The organism is Arthrobacter sp. Y3221160 (assembly GCF_059092585.1).
In genome coordinates this window covers 2,520,123-2,536,469 of sequence record NZ_JBNHHU010000001.1, presented here as the reverse complement: position 1 = coordinate 2,536,469, position 16,347 = coordinate 2,520,123, and the positions used below count along the sequence as shown (strand labels likewise).

The 16,347-nt window shown below is 66.2% G+C and carries 16 protein-coding genes; 5 read left to right on the top strand and 11 right to left on the bottom strand.

Annotated elements, in window-relative coordinates:
• Positions 1–8 precede the first annotated feature (8 nt).
• The 7 genes from AC5RWG_RS11830 to AC5RWG_RS11800 form a co-directional block, all read right to left on the bottom strand.
• Positions 9–443 carry an acyl-CoA thioesterase gene (locus AC5RWG_RS11830; RefSeq protein ID WP_494024478.1) on the bottom strand — a complete coding sequence of 145 codons (435 nt, stop codon included), beginning with the start codon at positions 441–443 and terminating at the stop codon, positions 9–11.
• Positions 444–533: 90 nt separating this feature from the next.
• On the bottom strand, positions 534–893 hold the full coding sequence (locus tag AC5RWG_RS11825; RefSeq protein WP_494167007.1) for a HepT-like ribonuclease domain-containing protein: 360 nt from the start codon (positions 891–893) through the stop codon (positions 534–536).
• Positions 890–1,405 (bottom strand): nucleotidyltransferase family protein, encoded by a 516-nt coding sequence (locus AC5RWG_RS11820; RefSeq protein ID WP_494167006.1) that lies wholly within the window; start codon positions 1,403–1,405, stop codon positions 890–892. Before AC5RWG_RS11820 ends, AC5RWG_RS11825 begins: the two co-directional genes overlap by 4 nt.
• A gap of 145 nt (positions 1,406–1,550) precedes the next feature.
• Positions 1,551–3,191 carry a zinc-binding metallopeptidase family protein gene (locus tag AC5RWG_RS11815; protein ID WP_494167005.1) on the bottom strand — a complete coding sequence of 547 codons (1,641 nt, stop codon included), beginning with the start codon at positions 3,189–3,191 and terminating at the stop codon, positions 1,551–1,553.
• A gap of 153 nt (positions 3,192–3,344) precedes the next feature.
• Positions 3,345–4,103, bottom strand: coding sequence for an amino acid ABC transporter ATP-binding protein (locus tag AC5RWG_RS11810; RefSeq protein WP_494024482.1), 759 nt, complete (start codon positions 4,101–4,103; stop codon positions 3,345–3,347).
• Positions 4,103–5,023, bottom strand: coding sequence for an amino acid ABC transporter permease (locus tag AC5RWG_RS11805; RefSeq protein WP_494167004.1), 921 nt, complete (start codon positions 5,021–5,023; stop codon positions 4,103–4,105). Before AC5RWG_RS11805 ends, AC5RWG_RS11810 begins: the two co-directional genes overlap by 1 nt.
• A gap of 38 nt (positions 5,024–5,061) precedes the next feature.
• Entirely contained in the window at positions 5,062–6,015 is a 954-nt protein-coding gene (locus AC5RWG_RS11800) for an ABC transporter substrate-binding protein (RefSeq protein WP_494167003.1), read from the bottom strand.
• Positions 6,016–6,170: 155 nt separating this feature from the next.
• Between AC5RWG_RS11800 and AC5RWG_RS11795 the strand changes: the two genes are divergently transcribed.
• Genes AC5RWG_RS11795 through AC5RWG_RS11780 form a run of 4 tightly spaced genes read left to right on the top strand, consistent with a single transcriptional unit; the run spans position 6,171 to position 9,305 of the window.
• Positions 6,171–6,830: a TetR/AcrR family transcriptional regulator gene (locus tag AC5RWG_RS11795; RefSeq protein WP_494024483.1), complete on the top strand. Its 660-nt coding sequence runs from the start codon at positions 6,171–6,173 to the stop codon at positions 6,828–6,830.
• A 56-nt stretch (positions 6,831–6,886) separates the two neighbouring features.
• Complete coding sequence (locus AC5RWG_RS11790; RefSeq protein WP_494167002.1) at positions 6,887–8,110, top strand: aminotransferase-like domain-containing protein; 1,224 nt, start codon at positions 6,887–6,889, stop codon at positions 8,108–8,110.
• Positions 8,111–8,121: 11 nt separating this feature from the next.
• The gene (locus tag AC5RWG_RS11785) at positions 8,122–8,880 is read left to right on the top strand and encodes a M20/M25/M40 family metallo-hydrolase (RefSeq protein ID WP_494167001.1); all 759 of its coding nucleotides are present in this window, start codon (positions 8,122–8,124) and stop codon (positions 8,878–8,880) included.
• 35 nt (positions 8,881–8,915) lie between these two features.
• Positions 8,916–9,305: a hypothetical protein gene (locus AC5RWG_RS11780; protein ID WP_494167000.1), complete on the top strand. Its 390-nt coding sequence runs from the start codon at positions 8,916–8,918 to the stop codon at positions 9,303–9,305.
• A gap of 205 nt (positions 9,306–9,510) precedes the next feature.
• Here AC5RWG_RS11780 and AC5RWG_RS11775 read toward each other — a convergent pair whose 3' ends face one another.
• From AC5RWG_RS11775 to AC5RWG_RS11760, 4 genes are read right to left on the bottom strand one after another with little or no spacing between them, the layout of a single operon-like run.
• Complete coding sequence (locus tag AC5RWG_RS11775) at positions 9,511–10,494, bottom strand: C-terminal binding protein (RefSeq protein ID WP_494166999.1); 984 nt, start codon at positions 10,492–10,494, stop codon at positions 9,511–9,513.
• The gene (locus AC5RWG_RS11770) at positions 10,491–12,152 is read right to left on the bottom strand and encodes a thiamine pyrophosphate-binding protein (protein WP_494166998.1); all 1,662 of its coding nucleotides are present in this window, start codon (positions 12,150–12,152) and stop codon (positions 10,491–10,493) included. The genes AC5RWG_RS11775 and AC5RWG_RS11770 overlap by 4 nt, the downstream gene beginning before the upstream one ends.
• Positions 12,145–13,857 (bottom strand): amidohydrolase, encoded by a 1,713-nt coding sequence (locus tag AC5RWG_RS11765; protein ID WP_494166997.1) that lies wholly within the window; start codon positions 13,855–13,857, stop codon positions 12,145–12,147. Before AC5RWG_RS11765 ends, AC5RWG_RS11770 begins: the two co-directional genes overlap by 8 nt.
• On the bottom strand, positions 13,854–15,227 hold the full coding sequence (locus AC5RWG_RS11760; RefSeq protein ID WP_494166996.1) for an MFS transporter: 1,374 nt from the start codon (positions 15,225–15,227) through the stop codon (positions 13,854–13,856). The genes AC5RWG_RS11765 and AC5RWG_RS11760 overlap by 4 nt, the downstream gene beginning before the upstream one ends.
• A gap of 217 nt (positions 15,228–15,444) precedes the next feature.
• Here AC5RWG_RS11760 and AC5RWG_RS11755 point away from each other — a divergent pair, with 217 nt between their 5' ends.
• The gene (locus AC5RWG_RS11755) at positions 15,445–16,341 is read left to right on the top strand and encodes an Lrp/AsnC family transcriptional regulator (RefSeq protein ID WP_494166995.1); all 897 of its coding nucleotides are present in this window, start codon (positions 15,445–15,447) and stop codon (positions 16,339–16,341) included.
• Positions 16,342–16,347: the final 6 nt, after the last annotated feature.

Here is a 16,347-nt window from a genome sequence, read left to right as displayed (position 1 = left end):
TTCTCCCCTTAGCCCAAGACGCTCGTGCCGCAGATCGCCGTCCGAATGTTCTCGGGCCAGGGCTGCGCCTTGTCGCTGCCGGCGGGAACGAAAACGGTGGTGAACGTCCCGTCGGCGGCCAGCCCGCCGGACGACTTCTCGTGAGGGTGCCCGTGGACCTCAAACCTAAAGGTCATGGACGTGCGCCCCATGTCCTGGACGGTCAGGTTCACGGACACGCGCTGCCCGAACCACAGCTTGGCCCGGTAGTTAATGACCTGCTGCACGCGCGGAGCCTGCGGAAAGTAATCGGGCAGCTCCAAGCGGCGGATCAGTTCGGCCTCGGCCGCCTCAACCCAGCGCATCACGACCGAATTGTGCTGATGCCCCGACGCATCCGTGTCGACCCACTCCACTGTGCGTTCGATGCTTATATCGACCAGGCCGCCAGCCTTCCCACGCATCGTTCTCCCTTTTACCGCCGGACTTCATCTGCAACCATCATATGACCCAAAGATGACGGACCAGATATTCGGTCGATACTCCCCCAGTCATCACGTGCTTGGCCTTCCTGACCGCCGGCCTATTCTTTCAAGGCGATCGCGCAACTCCGGAAAACTTACCGACACCGTCACCCACAGCGCTCGTTCATCCACGCGGTCGTAGTGGTGCACGATGAAGTCCCTGTTCCTGGCCGCCTGCCGCCAGATAGGCTCGGAGAAGGTCGCGGGTTCCGCGGCAACAAGCCTCTTGCACAGGTCCCCGACACGGTTGCACAAGGCCTCGAAGGCCAGACGAAGCGCAGGATCGGAATCGAACGCTTCGCGGCCCCGGTTCACGAGCCCGGCCGCCAGATCCAGGTTGACCGCCAGGTCCGCCAGCCATCGTTGTGTGCGATCCGGAAGGCGTGTCACAGGGGCACCGCTTCAGCCAGGATCCTCGCGTCGCGACGAGGATCGAGCCCGCGCCGGGAAATGACATCCACCGGCCCGGCGACCAACTGCTCCATGTCCTCGGCGAACTGCGCAAGATCGAACAGGCTGGCCTCATCGCATGGATCGACCAGTAGATCCACGTCGCTGTCCGGCTTTTCTTCTCCGCGTGCCACCGACCCGAAGACTGCAACAGCTTCAAGCTGGTTCAGTGTGGCCAGGCGGGAGATCAGCCGGCGCCGCTGCCTGAGGAAAGTGAGCATCGAGAGCGATTCGCCGCCTCGGCCAGCGTCCATGCTGCGGTAGAGGCGGATAGGCACGATCGCGGCATCAGGTTTTCGATGGGATCCGACGAGCACGGGGCGCGCACCGGGGACGGTTCGGAAGTGCCGCAGCGTTCCCGGCAAGGCGGCGCGAGCCTCAGCGACGGTCAGGACCTCAAAGTCCGGCTGAGCATCCCGTCGACCTGCAGCAGCCTTGAGCTCATTCGGCATAAGGCCATACTAGTTCCGGCAGCGGAAGATGAACATAAATTTGTACATCTTCTGCTATAAACCGGCAGATGATGTGCGAACGGCGCCCGGTCTGCTGATGCAGACCGGGCGCCGTTGCGTGAGCATACTGTTCGAACAGCTCGGCTCAAAGCGACTGTGGGTGCCAGACCCGCTCGCCGGCACCAGCACCGAAACCGGTACCTTCGGCCGGGGCGTAGTCGGGCCAGGCGAGGCCGGTCGGCGGCATGAAGTCGGCGGGCAGCAGGGCTTCGGTGGGGTCCTCGGCCTTGCGCTGCTTGAACTCCTCGCTGGCCGCGGCCAGCAGTGCCGGGTCGGTCAGCATGTCCACGAAGGTGCCGGCGATAGTCTTGCCGGCCACCTCAATGGTGGGGTCGATCGCGGCGGGGATGCCGCCGAGCGCGTTCATCACCCAACCGGGGTAGGCGCCCTTGCCGGCGGCCGGCTTCAACGCGGGCCGGGAGATGTAGAACCGTACGGTCGGCGCGTAGTGCGTCATCTCCACGTAGTCGTCGCTGGTCCAGTTCTTCTGCCACGGGGCCAGGTGCTCGCGCAGCGCTTCCTCGGCGTCCTGCGGGGAGATCAGTGATTCGCACTCGTCGAGGAACGGCTTCTCCATCGGCTCGATACCCAGCCCGGACTGGATCTGCCGGGCGGCGGCCACGGCGTCGTCGCCATACACAGGAGCGCCGACCTCCTCGAGGTTGCTGTACAGCGCCTGCGCCAGCGCGTGGTTGGTGATCCCGGGGCGGTTGCGGGCCACCCAGGTGGTCTCCGCCCGGCAGTGCGCCATCGCCGCGGCATGCTCGGCGTTGCGGTCCAGCACGGCCAGGACGTGCTCGGCCATCTCCAGCGTGGCGCAGCGCCAGGAGTACTGGATCTGCGCAATCCGCGCCGGCAGGTTGTCCGCCGTCGCCTGCCCGGAGCCGAGGATCGCGTCCGACAGGCTCCAGCCGCCGAAGCTGGGCAGCATGGCGTCCCGCATCACCCGCGAACTGGTGTACATCTGCATCAGCGCCACGTTCGCGCCCGGGGCGCGGGCCGCCGAGTGCGACGCCGGGATCGGCGAGTTCGGATTGGCCGAGAGCTGCCAGGTCTCCGGCTCGTCGCAGACGAACGAGTAGACCTTGGAGTAATAGGAGCCGCACTGGGTGTCCCAGCGGGCGGTGTTGCACAGCGGCAGCATGTAGAACGGGTGAAAGCTGACAATCGCGTCCACGCCGTCGTAGTAGCCGCGCAGTCCGTGCACCACCTTGGAGCCCTGCACCTTCTCGGCCGGTTCGCCGGTATAGCGCAGGGTGCCGGCAATGCCGTGCACCTCCATGGCGTGCTTGGTGCCGAGCAGACCGGCCAGCGTGGAGATGCCCAGCGCCGAGTGCGGGTCGGTGTGGCCGGGCGCGAAGGCGCTCAGCCCGTCGCGCGGGGTTTTCTCGGTGGACGCGGCCTGGCAGTTGCCCGGCACGGCGTCATACTCGGCGTAGGTCAGCAGCACCGGGCCGCCGCTCCCCTGCGTCCACTCGGCCTTGAACGCGGTGGGCATCCCGCCGCTGCCCTCTTCCACCTCGAAGCCCTCGGCCCGCAGCCGCTCCACGTACCAGGCAGCGGAGCGGTATTCGCGCCAGGCCGGCTCCGCGAGCTCCCAAATGTGCCGGTGCCATTCGGACAGCCGGTCCAGGTTGGCCTCGATCCACGCCCGGGCCGTTGCCTTGGATTCGGCGGCGAGGGCTGCCGGGACGGCTGCCGCGGTGGTTTCCTGGGTGGTGCTCACTGGTGTTCCTTTCGGGTGGCGCAAGTTATTGAGGGAGGACGACGGCGGTGCTCAGCCAGGGTGTGAGCAGGCACGCCCTGCCCCGGCTTGGGCACGGCGACGTTGTCCACGCAGTCGGAGTGGTGAGCCCGGCTGTCCTAGAGGAGAGCCCGGTTAGGAGACGCGGGCCAGGAAGCTGCGCGTCCGTTCATGCTGTGGATGCTGCAGCACGTCATCGGGCGGTCCCATCTCCACGATGACGCCGTTGTCCATGAAAGCGACGACGTCGGCCACTTCACGCGCAAAGCCCATCTCATGGGTCACTACGATCATGGTCATGCCGGCTCGCGCCAGTTTCTTCATAACCTCCAGCACTTCTCCCACGAGCTCGGGATCCAATGCGGAGGTAGGTTCGTCGAAAAGCATGACGTCCGGGTCCATGGAAAGGGCACGGGCTATGGCTACGCGCTGTTGCTGGCCGCCGGAAAGCTGGGATGGGAAGTTGCCGGCTTTGTCCGCCAAACCTACCTTGCCCAGCAGATCGCGGGCTTTGGCCTCGGCTTGGGCCCTCGGGGTCTTGAGGAGTTTCAGCGGCCCGTGCATGACGTTTTCGAGGGCAGTCATGTGGCCGAAGAGGTTGAAGTTTTGGAACACCATGCCGATCTTGGAACGGCGTTTGTCGATCTCGGCCTGTCGCGCTTCCACCAGTTGATCGCCTTTGACGTCGTAGCCGATCATGCGGCCGTCGACCAGGATGGCGCCCGCATTGGTCATCTCCAAATGATTGACGCACCGCAGGAGGGTGGACTTGCCGGAACCTGATGGCCCGATCAGGCAGACCACCTGCTGCGGCTGGACCTTGAGGTTGATTCCCTTGAGCACCTCCACGTCACCGAAGCTCTTGTGCACATTGAGGAATTCGACTGTCGCCATCAGCGGGCCGCCTTTCCGGTAACGAGGGAATTGCCTTTGGAATAGCGCTTTTCCAGCTTGCCTTGGAAGTAGGACAAGATGGTTGTCAGCAGGAGGTACCAGATGCTGGCGACGATCAGCAGGGGGATCTGGCGCAGGTTCTGGGCATAAATCTGCTGGGTGTTGTACAGCAGATCGCCCACGCCGATAACGATGACCAGCGACGTGGTTTTGAGCATCGAGATCACGTTGTTTCCGACCGGCGGGATGATGACCTTCATGGCCTGCGGGATGACGACGTACCAGAGCGTGGCCATTTTGCTGAAGCCCATGGATCGGCTGGCCTCGGTCTGGCCCGCGGGTACGCTGAGCAGCCCGGCGCGGACGATCTCCGCCATGTAGGCGCCTTCATTGAGGCCGAGGCCGAGGATGGCCGCGGTCATGAGCGAGATGACGTCGTTGGTGTCCCATTCGACAAAATTCGGGCCAATAAACGGGATCCCGATGCCGATGGTTGGAAAGATCGCCGCGGCGAAGCCCCAGAACAGCAGTTGGACCAGCAGAGGGGTACCGCGGAAGAACCAGACGTAGGCCCCGGCGACACCGGCAATCAGCCAGTTGTCGCTCATCCGCATGACCGCCACGAGCAAACCGACGACGAAGCCGATAAGCATGGCGATGAAGGTCAGCTGCAGTGTAGTCGCCAGCCCGCTGAGGATGCGCGTGTCGAAGAAGTAACGCGCTACCACGTCCCATCCGAAGCCCTGGTTAGTAACCAGCGTTATGGCGGCGATGAGCAGACAGAGTCCGACGACGATGATTGCCACCAGCTGGCCCGGGCGCTTCCGCCGCAGCACGGGCCTGCCGCTGAGTGCGAGATAGTCCACCGCCGGCCCCGGGGAGGCATCTACCGGATGCTTCTTTGTTCGTTCCGTGCTCATGGGCCTTTAGACCTGGCCTTTCTTGTACGTCCGGATCACTAGGAGGGGTTGATTTCGGACCTTTCCACCGCTGTGTTGCCCAGGTTCCACGCGTCGAGGATTTCGGCGTAGGTGCCGTCGGCAATCAACGAGTCGATGGCGGCCTTGAAGGCATCGGCCAGTTCCTTGTCCTTCTGGTTGACTACGACTCCTGCCAGCGCCGGTTCGACGAGAATGTCTTCGACGGCCATGAAAACGTCTGGCTGCAACTGGGAGTAGTAGGCAACCAAGGCAACGTCGGCCGCCATTGCGGCGGCGCGGCCGGTGGCCACTGCCTGGTTCACGTTGTCCTGTTGCGGCAGCACCAGCTCGGTGATCTTTTCTTTACCGCTGCTCTTGCATTCCGCTTGGAAGGCCGGCAAGACGTCGAGCGCCTGCGTGGTGCCCGTTTGGGCGGCTATCGTCTTCCCGCAGAGGTCCAGGACGCCCGTTACGTCGTCGGGGTTGTCTTTCTTGACCATGACAGACGTGCCGCTTTGCATGTAACTCACCATGGTGACCAGCTCTTGCCGCTCCGGCGTAATGGAAAAGGCAGCCCATGATGCGTCGTACCGGCCTGCCTGGATGCCGGCGAGAATTCCGTTGAAGTCGCCCTTGTTGATGGTGATGTCCAGCCCCATCTTCTTGGCAACGGCCAGGGCCATGTCCGGTTCGAGGCCGACGATGTTGCCCTCGTCATCAGTGAAGTCGATTGGGGCATAGGTCGGGTCGGTGACCAGGTCCATGGTCCCCCGGTCTTTAAGGTCCTGCGGGACCAATGCGCTGACGGCAGCATCTTCCTGCACCGCTTGAGCTATCTCCTGCCCGCCCTCCCCCAAGGCGGGTCCCGCAGTTGCGCTCGAGCCTTCGCCCTCGGTTGTTGCTGTGCTCTCGGTGTTGGTGCAGCCGGTGACGCCGGCCAGGAGCGAGAGCGCGGCTACCGCTAGGCAGGAATTCCTGTAGATCGTATTCATGGTGTGCCTTCCATCGGCGGAATCAATCGAACAGTGTTGATAACTTCAATATGTTGCACTTATTATTGAAGTGACACAGATCACTGTCAAGGGTTGTTCGAAACCCGCGTGCTGCGGACGGGACCAGTAGAAGTACAGGCAAGAGGAGTGCACCAGTGGCCGGATCCAGAAAGAAGCATGCTGTAACAGAGGAAGAGATTGCAGAACGCCGACTCGCCATCGTCAATCACACGGCTGCCATCATTTCCTCCTGTGGCGTGGACGGCTGTTCCTTTGCGGCGGTTTCCGAAGCCTCGGGCTTCAGCATCGGTATGATCCAGCATTACTTCCGCACAAGGGACCGCCTCATCCTGGCGGCCATCGATCACAGAATCCGCGAATCCGAGGAGGAGTGGCGCGAAATTGCCGCGCACGGAACCAACGCCTTGGCGAAAATTCGGGATCTGTTGACCTTCTCGGTTGAAGGCGACAAATCGTTCGCCGACGCGTGGGGATTCTGGCTCGAGCTGTATGCGGCATCGCATAAGGACCCGGTCATGCGGCGGGAAGTCAATACGCTTCTTGAGCTGTGGCGGAAGTTCTTCTTGGACGTCTTGGAGGAGGCAGCAGCCGAAGGCAGCATCAAACCGGTGCACGAGCCCGAGGACACGGCGCAACTCCTGCTCGCCGTTGTCGACGGCCTCGCTGTCCAGACTGTCAACGGAACCTACGGCAGCAGCCCCGAAAATATGCGCAGGCTCCTCTACCGCTTCGCCTCATCCGAGCTCGGGGTTGATACCTCCAGCTGGGAGACAGCAGCTTCTACCAGGGGCTGACCAGCGCGCCACTACCGATTTCCCGAAAGATCAAAGCCAGCGAAACGAGGAGATTCATGACTACCAGTTCCTTTACGTCTGCAACCGGGGTGTCGGCCCTCTTCGCTGCTCGTGCCTCCGGCTATAAGCCGTCACCGGTGCGCGAGGTCTTCGACCTCTCGATGCAACCGGGGATGATCTCGCTGGCAGGCGGCAATCCGGACCTGAGCGTCCTGCCCCTGGCTGGGATCGCGGACTCGGCAGCAGAGCTGCTTCGCACTCAGGGACTGCAGGCCCTCCAGTACGGCGGAGGCGGGGGCACCGAGGAACTCCAGCAGCTGGTTTGTTTGGTCATGCAGGCCGAAGGCAACCCTGCGGATCCAGCGAATGTGCAAATCACCGCAGGATCCCAGATGGCGCTTGAACTACTGGTCAAACTGTTCTGCGATCCCGGCGATGTGGTCCTGGCGGAGGGGCCCACCTACGTGGGCGCCATCAGCGTCTTCGACGGTCTCCAAGCATCGGTAGCGCACGTGCCCATGGACAGCGACGGTTTGATCCCTGCCGAGCTGGAGCGGAAGATCGGTGAGCTCACGCTCGAGGACAAGCGCATTAAGTTGCTATACACGATCCCCAACTTCCACAACCCCTCGGGAGTCACCCTCGCCGCCGACCGCCGGGCCGAGGTGGTGCGCATCTGCAGGGAGGCCGGCATCGCCATCATTGAGGACAATCCCTATGGCATGCTGAGCTTCGATGGCCGGCACCTGCCAAGCCTCCATCAATTGGATCCGGACAACGTGTTCTACCTTGGGTCCTTTTCGAAAATCTTCTCGCCGGGGATTCGCCTGGGATGGGCAGTCGTACCTGACGACGTGCGCCGACAGTTGCAGCTGGCTTCAGAAGCGACCACCATCTGCCCCTCGGTCCTCAGCCAAATGCTCGTCGGGGAGTACCTGACACGGACTGATTGGCGACAAAACCTGGACAACGCGGTGGGTCTCTACCGCGACCGGTGCGCCGCCGCGATGGAAGCTTTGGCCGATTTCATGCCCGCTGGCACGAACTGGACGGTGCCTGCCGGTGGTTTCTTCACGTGGGTAACCCTGCCGCACGGCATTTCCGGCGAGGAGGTCATGCACCGGGCAGTCGCGCACCAAGTTGTTTTTGTTCCGGGCAGCGCCTTCTATTCGGACGGGTCGGGTGACAACCAGTTGCGCATAGCGTTTTCGTTCGAGACACCGGAACGGCTGCGCGAGGCAATTCGCCGCTTAGGTATCGCCATCCGGGAGTGCCTGTGAGGAGCGTCCGCATGACCACGGTTCAAACCTTCAAAAGGCGTGCCGAGTCGACAATCAACCAAGGGCTGGAACGGATCGTCGACTTCAGTCATCGGCTGCACGGGAACCCGGAGCTCGGCCTCGAAGAAACAAAGGCCTCGGCCTGGCTGGTTGACGAGCTGGAAGCGATCGCCCAGGCACGCGTGCTGCATGGTCTGGGCGACCTACCGACAGCTGTCCGGGCTGAAGCGGGCGCGGGAGAGCTCGTTCTCACCATCTGCGCCGAGTACGATGCGTTGCCCGGCATCGGCCACGCCTGCGGACACAACATCATCGCAGCGGCAGCACTGGGAGCGTTCATGGCGTTGGCGCCGCTGGCGGACGAGCTCGGCATCACCGTCCGACTGCTCGGAACGCCCGCTGAAGAGACCGTGGGTGGCAAGATCATCATGCTGAAGCAGGGCGACTTCGACGGTACCCATGCCGCCATGATGGTTCATCCGTACGGACAGGACGAGCTGGGCATGCGACCGTATGCGTGCTCCGGGTACATGGCTACGTTCAGCGGACGAAGCGCCCACGCCTCTGCGGCGCCCTACGACGGCGTCAACGCGCTCGATGCCATCACCGTCGCCCTCACGGCCATAGGCCTCGCCCGACAGCAGCTTCAGCCGACCCAACAAATCCACGGCTACGTTATTAACGCCGGTTCGGCGCCGAATGTCATCCCGGACACCGCTACGGGCGAATGGATGGCCGTGCCGAGTCGATGGAATCCCTGCAACAGGTAACAAAGGTTTTGCACCGATGCCTCGAGGCAGGTGCGGTGGCAACAGGGAGTCGGCTGACGATCGACCAGGTAGGTCACGACTTCGCCAGCCTGGAGACCGATGATGCCTTGGCCGATCTCTACCGCGCCAATGCCAGAATGCTTGGCCGAAATCCGGGCGAGACCACTGTCTTGGGCGGGTCGACGGACATGGGCAACGTATCGCAGCGCTACCCGACAATCCATCCCATGATCGGACTCGGCGGCGATTGCCCGCCTATTCATAGCGCCGAATTTGCGGACCGTGCCGTATCCCGGGCGGGAGATAACGCAGTGCGCGACGGCGCCCTCGCCATGGCATGGACCGGCATCGACCTGGCCACGGACGCCGACCAGCGGCACCGTCTTCTCACGCGCTCGGCCGCAGGGGACGTCGGCGGGCGGTAGAGGCACCAGACGAGCTCCTTGGCCGTGCCACCGACGCAGCGGTCGGGTGTCGCACGGCCCGAATGACTGGCTGCACTAGTGGCTGCTGTCAGGGGACGCGCCGCAACGAGCCACCGCCGCGTCCTTCCGCCAAGGTCATCGCAAGCGGCGCCCGGCCTGCCGATGCAGACCGGGCGCCGTCCGGTTGTAGCTAGCGTGCTTGGGCCTAACCGGCCGCCGGAGCGAGGGACGGGGCAGCCGCTGCGATCGGGGTCTCCGGCTGCCGGCCCTGCAGGCAGGCGATGATGTTCCGGGCCGGCAGCGCCACGTATTCGCGCAGCGACACGTTGCTGCGGTACGCCGCGTGGGGCGTGACGATCGCCGACGGGTGGACGACCAGCGGATGGTCGGCCGGGGCCGGTTCCTCAGTCAGCACGTCCAGCATGGCCCCGGCGATGTGACCGGAGTCCAAGGCTGCGCAGAGCGCCTGTTCGTCGACGAGGGCGCCGCGCGACACGTTCACCACGTAGCTGCCCGCCGGCAGGACGGCGAGGTTGTCGGCGTCGAGCAGGTTCCGGGTTTCCTCCGTGAGCGGGGTGTGCAGGCTGACCACATTCGACGCCGCCAGGACCTCGGCGAGCTCGCCCCGGCGCACTTCGGCCGGCCAGGCCTCGTCGGGCACGAACGGGTCGTAGGCGATGACGGACCCGAAGACCGGGGCCGCCAGGCCCGCCAGATACTGGGCGATGCGCCCGAACCCGACGAGTCCCAGGGTCAGTTCGCTGATCCGCGGCGGCACCGGGACCCCCTCCCCCGTCCAGTCCCCGCGCCGGGTGGCCACCTGGGAGCGCGGCAGCTCGCGGATGAGCGAGAGCATGCCGGCGAACGCGTGGGTGGCCACGTCGCGGGTGGCCACCGAGGGCACGTTGCACACGGTGATGTTCCGGGCGGCCGCCGCCTCCAGGTCCACCATGTCGAAGCCGGCGGACATGGTGGCCACGACCTTCAGGTCCGGCATCGCGGCGATCATGTCGGCGTCCAGGGTCGCGTAGCCGAGGATGATCCCCTCGCAGCCCTGCGCGGCGTCGAGGATGGCGCCGCGGTCCCGGGTGTTGAGGTAGCGCGCCTCGATGCCGGCCTCGGCCAGCAGCTCCACGGCTATCGAGTAGTCGAGGTCCTCGGCGTCGGTGATCAGGACCCGCGCCGTCATGCCTGCTCCTCCTGCGCGAAAAGCTGCGCGGGCACGTGGATGAGCTGGACTCCGCCGTCGGCCAGGGCCTGGCGGATGGCCGGGGCCAGCTCGGCGGCGTCGTGGATTCGCCGGCCGGTGCCGCCGAAGGCGGTGGCCAGCGCGGCCCAGTCGGGCTGCACGAGCTCCACGCCCACGGGCTCGATGCCGCGGTCCAGCTCGTTCTGCCGGATCTCGCCGTAGCCGCCGTTGTCGGCGCACACCACCACCAGGTCCAGCCGCTGTTCGACGGCGGTGACGAGTTCCTGCACCGCGAACATCAGCGCGCCGTCGCCCACCACGCAGACCACCGGACGGTCCGGCGCACCGATGCGGGCGCCGATCGAAGCCGGCAGCCCGTACCCGAGCGTGGCGTAGGCCGGGGTGTAGAGCAGCGAATGCGGCCGGTCCTGCGGCACGAAGCTCGCCGTGCCCAGGTACGTGGCCTGGGAGGAGTCGCCGCCGATGATGGTCGACGCTGGCACGGCGGCCGCCACCTGTTCAGCCAGCGCGGCGAACTCCGGGGACAGCGCCCGGGCCTCGTCCCGCAGTTCGGTGCGCAGCGGCGCAAGGTCGGGGGCCGGGACGGGCTCATGTCCCTCGAGCCCGGCCAGCAGCTGGGGCACGACGGCGGCGCTGTCACCCACCAGCCCAATGTTCGCCGACACGTTCTTGTTCAGCTGCGTTTCCAGGATGTCCACCCGGACCACGGTGCCGCGCGGCTGCAGCGCATTGAACCAGAGTTCCGCCTCGCCGATCTTGGAGCCGATGACCAGCAGCACATCGGCGCCCTCGCACAACCGCTGCGCGGGGTCGAGGCGGATGTCGGAGCCGAGCGCCAGCGGGTGCGACTCGGGGATGGCGCCCTTGCCGTTGAGCGTGGTCAGGACCGGGGCCTGCAGCGCCTCGGCGAGAGCCAGCAGGTCCTTGCCGGCGCGCAGCGAACCGCCGCCGGCCAGGATGACCGGACGCTGCGCGGAACGCAGGGCGGCCACGGCTGCCTCGACGGCGGCGGCCTCGGCGGCCCGCGGCGCCGGAGCCTCGGCGGCGCGGAGCAGGTCCTCCGGCGCGTCCGAGGGACCCTCGAGCACATTGAGCGGGATCTCGATGTGCACCGGGCGGGGCCGGGAGGAGCGGAAGAGTTCGAAGGCGTCGTGGATGCCCTGCACCGCCTCCGTGGCGGAGGTGACGCGGCGCGACCACTCGACGATCGCCCCGACGGCGGCCGTGGCGTCCTTCGTCTCGTGCAGCGAGCCGATGTCGGCGAACTCCTCGCCCTCGGGCACGCCCGGCGACAGGATGATCAGCGGACGGGACTCGCAATAGGCGGTGCCCGCGGCGGAGAGCGCATTGAGCAGGCCGGGCCCCGACGTCGTAATCACGACGCCGGGCAGGCCGGTCTGCTGTGCCCAGCCGTCGGCGGCGTAGCCGGCGCCCTGTTCGTGCCGCGTGGTCACCGGGCGGATGCCCAGCGGGGCCAGGTGGCGGTAGAACTCCAGGTTGTGCGTGCCCGGGATGCCGAAGATGGTGTCGATGCCGTAGTTCCGCAGGACCGTCATGACGGCCAGGCCGGCGTTATCGGCGACGACCCCCTCGGGCAGCGCGACCGTGGGGGTTGCCGTCGGGTTGTGCTCAGACATGCTGGACCTCCGCGTTGAGTCGGGCAGGGCGGTCGGCGGTGAAGCGCTGGATGCCGTCCACCCAGGTCTCCAGGACCGGGATCTGGGAGATCTCGGCGGCGTCCACGGCCAGCGGGTCGGCGGCGAGGACGACGAAGTCGGCCCGCTTGCCCGCGGTCAGCGACCCCAGATCGTCCTCGCGGCCCAGTGTATAGGCGGCGTTGATCGTGTGCGCCGCCAGCGCCTGGCGCGCCGTGATGAGCAGCGAGTCCGAACCGAGCCGGACGCCGGAGCGGGTGATCCGGTTGGTGGCTGCCTGGATGGCTTCCAGCGGCCGGGGCTCGGCGACGGGGGCGTCGGAGCTGATGGTCACCGTAACGCCGGCCGCCGCGAACTCGCCCAGCGGGTTGAACCGCTCGCCCGGGGTGCCGACGGCTTCCTTCACGCCCTCGCCCCAGTTGTAGTAGTGCTGCGGCTGGTTCACCGGGTGGATGCCCGCGGCGGCCATCCGGTCGATCTGCTCCAGCGTGGGCAGCCCGCAGTGTTCAATCCGGTGCCGGGCATCGGTGTCGGGACGTTCCGCCTGCGCGGCCTCGATGGCGGAGATGACCATCTCCAGCGCCGTCGGGGACTGCGCGTGGGTGGCGGTCTGCAGGCCCAGCCGGTGCGCCTTGGAGATCAGCGCGGCGTAGTCGGCCGGGTCGTGGTAGAGCTGGCCGGTGCGGCAGGGGTCCCCGACGTAGCCGTCCGGGAAGTACGCGGTCCAGCCGCCCAGGGTACCGTCGGCGTAGAACTTGAAGCCGGCGAAGCTGAGCCGCGCGTTGCCGAACTGGCCGTGCAGGCCCATCTCGGCGGCCTCGTCCAGCAGGTGCGAAAGCAGGTACATGCTGACCCGGACCTTGAGCTGGTTTTCCTCGGCCATGCGCAGGTACATGTCGAACTCGCGGCGGGACACCTGGGCGTCGCCGATTGTGGTGACGCCGCCGGCCAGGAAGTTCTCCTGGGCGATCTGCAGCTGGCGCAGGTGCTCCTCGGGGGCGTCGGCGAGGTGGAAGTTCGGGCCGTGGTGGCCGATCTTCACGCCCTCGAGCCCGGTGAGGATGTTGCAGGCCGCGTCGGAGAGCTCGCCGGTCAGCTCCCCGGAGGCGTCGCGGAAGAACTCGCCGCCGGCCGGGTTGGGGGTGTCCTTGGTGACGCCGTGCAGTTCGAACGTGTAGGAGTTCACCACGCCGCCGTGTCCGGAGGCGTTCATCAGGTACACCTCGCGGTCGGTGGCGACCTCGTCGAGCTCCTGCCGGGTGGGGTGGCGGCCCTCCGCCAGGTTGGTGTGCTCGTAGCCGAAGCCGCGCACGGGCAGGCCGTTGGGGGTCTCGGCCGCCCGTTCCTTCAGCAGCGCCACGATCTCCGGGATGCTGCCGGCGCGTTCCGGCCCGCAGTCCACCCAGGTCTTCAGCTGCCCGTACATCAGCGGGTGCGCGTGCGCGTCGATGAAGCCCGGCACGATCGTCGCGCCGCCGGCGTTGTGTACCTTCGGGTCCGGCAGGCCGAGGCCGACGGCGGCGGCGCGGCACTGTGCCTCGGTGCCCACGGCGAGCAGGCGGCCGTCGTGCACGAGCATGGCCTCCGCCGTCGGGCGCTCCTCATCCATGGTGTGGATGGTGGCGGCCGTGATCAGCTGCGGGATGAAGCTGGTCGCGGGAGCGTCGAATGTCTTGAGTTTCCTCACCGGAAGGCCTCCAGGTTGGTGTTGCTGTTGTTCGTGCGTGCTGCGTCGGCGCCTTCGGCTAAGTCGGCGTCGTCGTATTCGTCTTCGTCGCGGTGCTGCGGAGCGATCGCCAGGCAGACGATGCTCAGCACGCCCATGGCGGCGAACATGATCAGGACGGGCCAGATGCTGCCCGTGGCCCCGTACAGGTAGGTCGCGGTCAGCGGGGAGAGGGCCGCCCAGATGGCGTTGGCCATGCCGTAGGCCAGCGAGATGCTGGTGTAGCGGGCCTGTGCCCGGAACAGCTGGGACAGGATGGTCGCGGTCGGCGCGTAGGTGGCGGTCATGACCAGGCGCATCGCGGCGAAGGCCAGGAAGATCAGCCACTCCGGTCCGGTGGACATCAGCAGGAACTGCGGGACGATGAGCACGATCGAGCCCACCAGGCCGACGAACATGACCCGCTTGCGGCCCCACCGGTCGCCCAGCCAGGCGACGCCCAGGGTGCAGATGAGCTCGACCAGGGCCGCCACGGACAGCGCGTTGAGGATCATGGTTTCGTCCAGGCCCACCGACGGGTCGGTGCCGTACGCGGTGGCGAACGTGGTGGCCAGGTAGTAGCCGCCGGTGGAGATGGGCAGCAGGCCGATGCCGATGAGGATCGGCTTCCAGTTGGTGACCAGCGCGTGCTTCAGCGGCAGGGACTGGACCTTGCCTTCGACCTTCTCCTCGAAGACCGGGGATTCCTCCACCCGGTAGCGGACCCAGAAGCCCACACCGATCAGCACCACGGAGAGCAGGAACGGGATGCGCCAGCCGCCGTCCACCAGGAACGTGTCACTGATCCCGGACAGGTAGGCGAAGATCAGGGTGGCGCCCAGCGCGCCGGCCGGGTTGCCCAGCTGCGCGAAGCCACCGTAGAAGGTCTTGTGCTTCTCCGGCGCGTGCTCCACGGCCATCAGGACGGCGCCGCCCCACTCGCCGCCCACGGCCAGGCCCTGCAGCGCACGCAGCAGCACCAGCAGGACGGCGGCCCAGGCGCCGATGTTCTCGTGTGTGGGCAGCAGGCCCACAAACACGGTGGACAGGCCCATGATCAGCAGCGTGATCACCAGCGAGGGGCGCCGGCCGAACTTGTCGCCGATGTGGCCGAAGATGATGCCGCCCAGCGGGCGCATGAAGAACCCGACCGCGTAGGTGGCGAAGGCCGCGGCGATGCCGGTCATCCGGTCCGCTTCCGGGAAGAAGAGCGGGCCGAACACCAGGGCCGCGGCCGTGGCGTAGATGTAGAAGTCGTACCACTCAATGGCGGTGCCGACGAACGCCGCGAATCCGGCGCGGCGGGCCCGGGCGTGGCTGAACTGCGGCCGGGCTGCTGATGTATGAGACATGGTCTTCCACCTTAAGGTGTGGGCATGAGTGCCGTTGTGATCTCTGCGACTGTAGGGCCTAAATCACAATCCAACAAGAGCACAAATCTCGCGTTACGGACCCTCTAGTTCACTTCTGTTCAGGTTCCCGCGCATGTTTCTGCGGAAGGGCTTGCTTGTGCGCCGCATCACTGGATAATTGACGACGGCGGCGCTCACTTGGGAGGTTAAGGAAACTTTGGCGGACCACACCGAAATGATCGACACAAAACTCGTCCGCGCCCTCCAGAAGGAGGGCCGGGCCAGCTACCAGGAACTGGCACGCGAGCTCGGTCTGCCGCGGGCCACGGTCTCGGCCCGGCTGCGGGAGCTGCTGGACAGCCACACCGTCCGGGTGGTGGCGGCGGTGGACCCGGCGTTCCTGGGGCAGCACGTGATCGCGCATGTCTCGGTGGTGGCGTCCGGGCCGGTGCGGCATATTGCCCAGCGGCTGGCGGAATGGTCGGAGGCCGTGCTGGTCTCCGCGGTCGGCGGCACGCACGACCTGATTGCCGAGATCCGCGTCGCCACGCACGACGAACTGCACGCTGTGCTCACGCAGCTGCGCGAGCACCCTAACGTCGCCTACATCGACACGCTGGTCTACACCCGGGTGGTCAAGGGCCTCTTCATCTCGCAGTACGCCGGCGAGGTGACCATCGATCTGGTGGACACCCAGCTCATCGAGATCCTGCAGCAGGACGGCCGGACCAGCTACCGGGACCTCGCCGCCGCCGTGGGACTTACCCCCACCGCCGTGCGCAGCAGGGTGCAGCGGCTGCTGGACGCCCGGATCATCCGGATCAGCGCTGTGGAATCCCGCGGCGCCGGCGGCCGCCAGCTCTCCATGGGCGTCGGCCTCAATCTCTCCGGGGACAACGACGCCGTCCTCGAACTCCTGCGCAGCTCATCCCACGTGGAGTTCGTCGCCCAAACCGTCGGCCGCTTCGACGCCATCGCCACCCTCGCCGCCCTGTCCCCCCGCGACCTCCTCGCCCAACTCGAAGAAATCCGCAGCCTCCCCGCCGTCAGCCGCACCGATTCCTGGCTTCACCTCGAGGTCGTCAAGGAAGACTACGCGCGGCGAATTTCCTAAGACGTG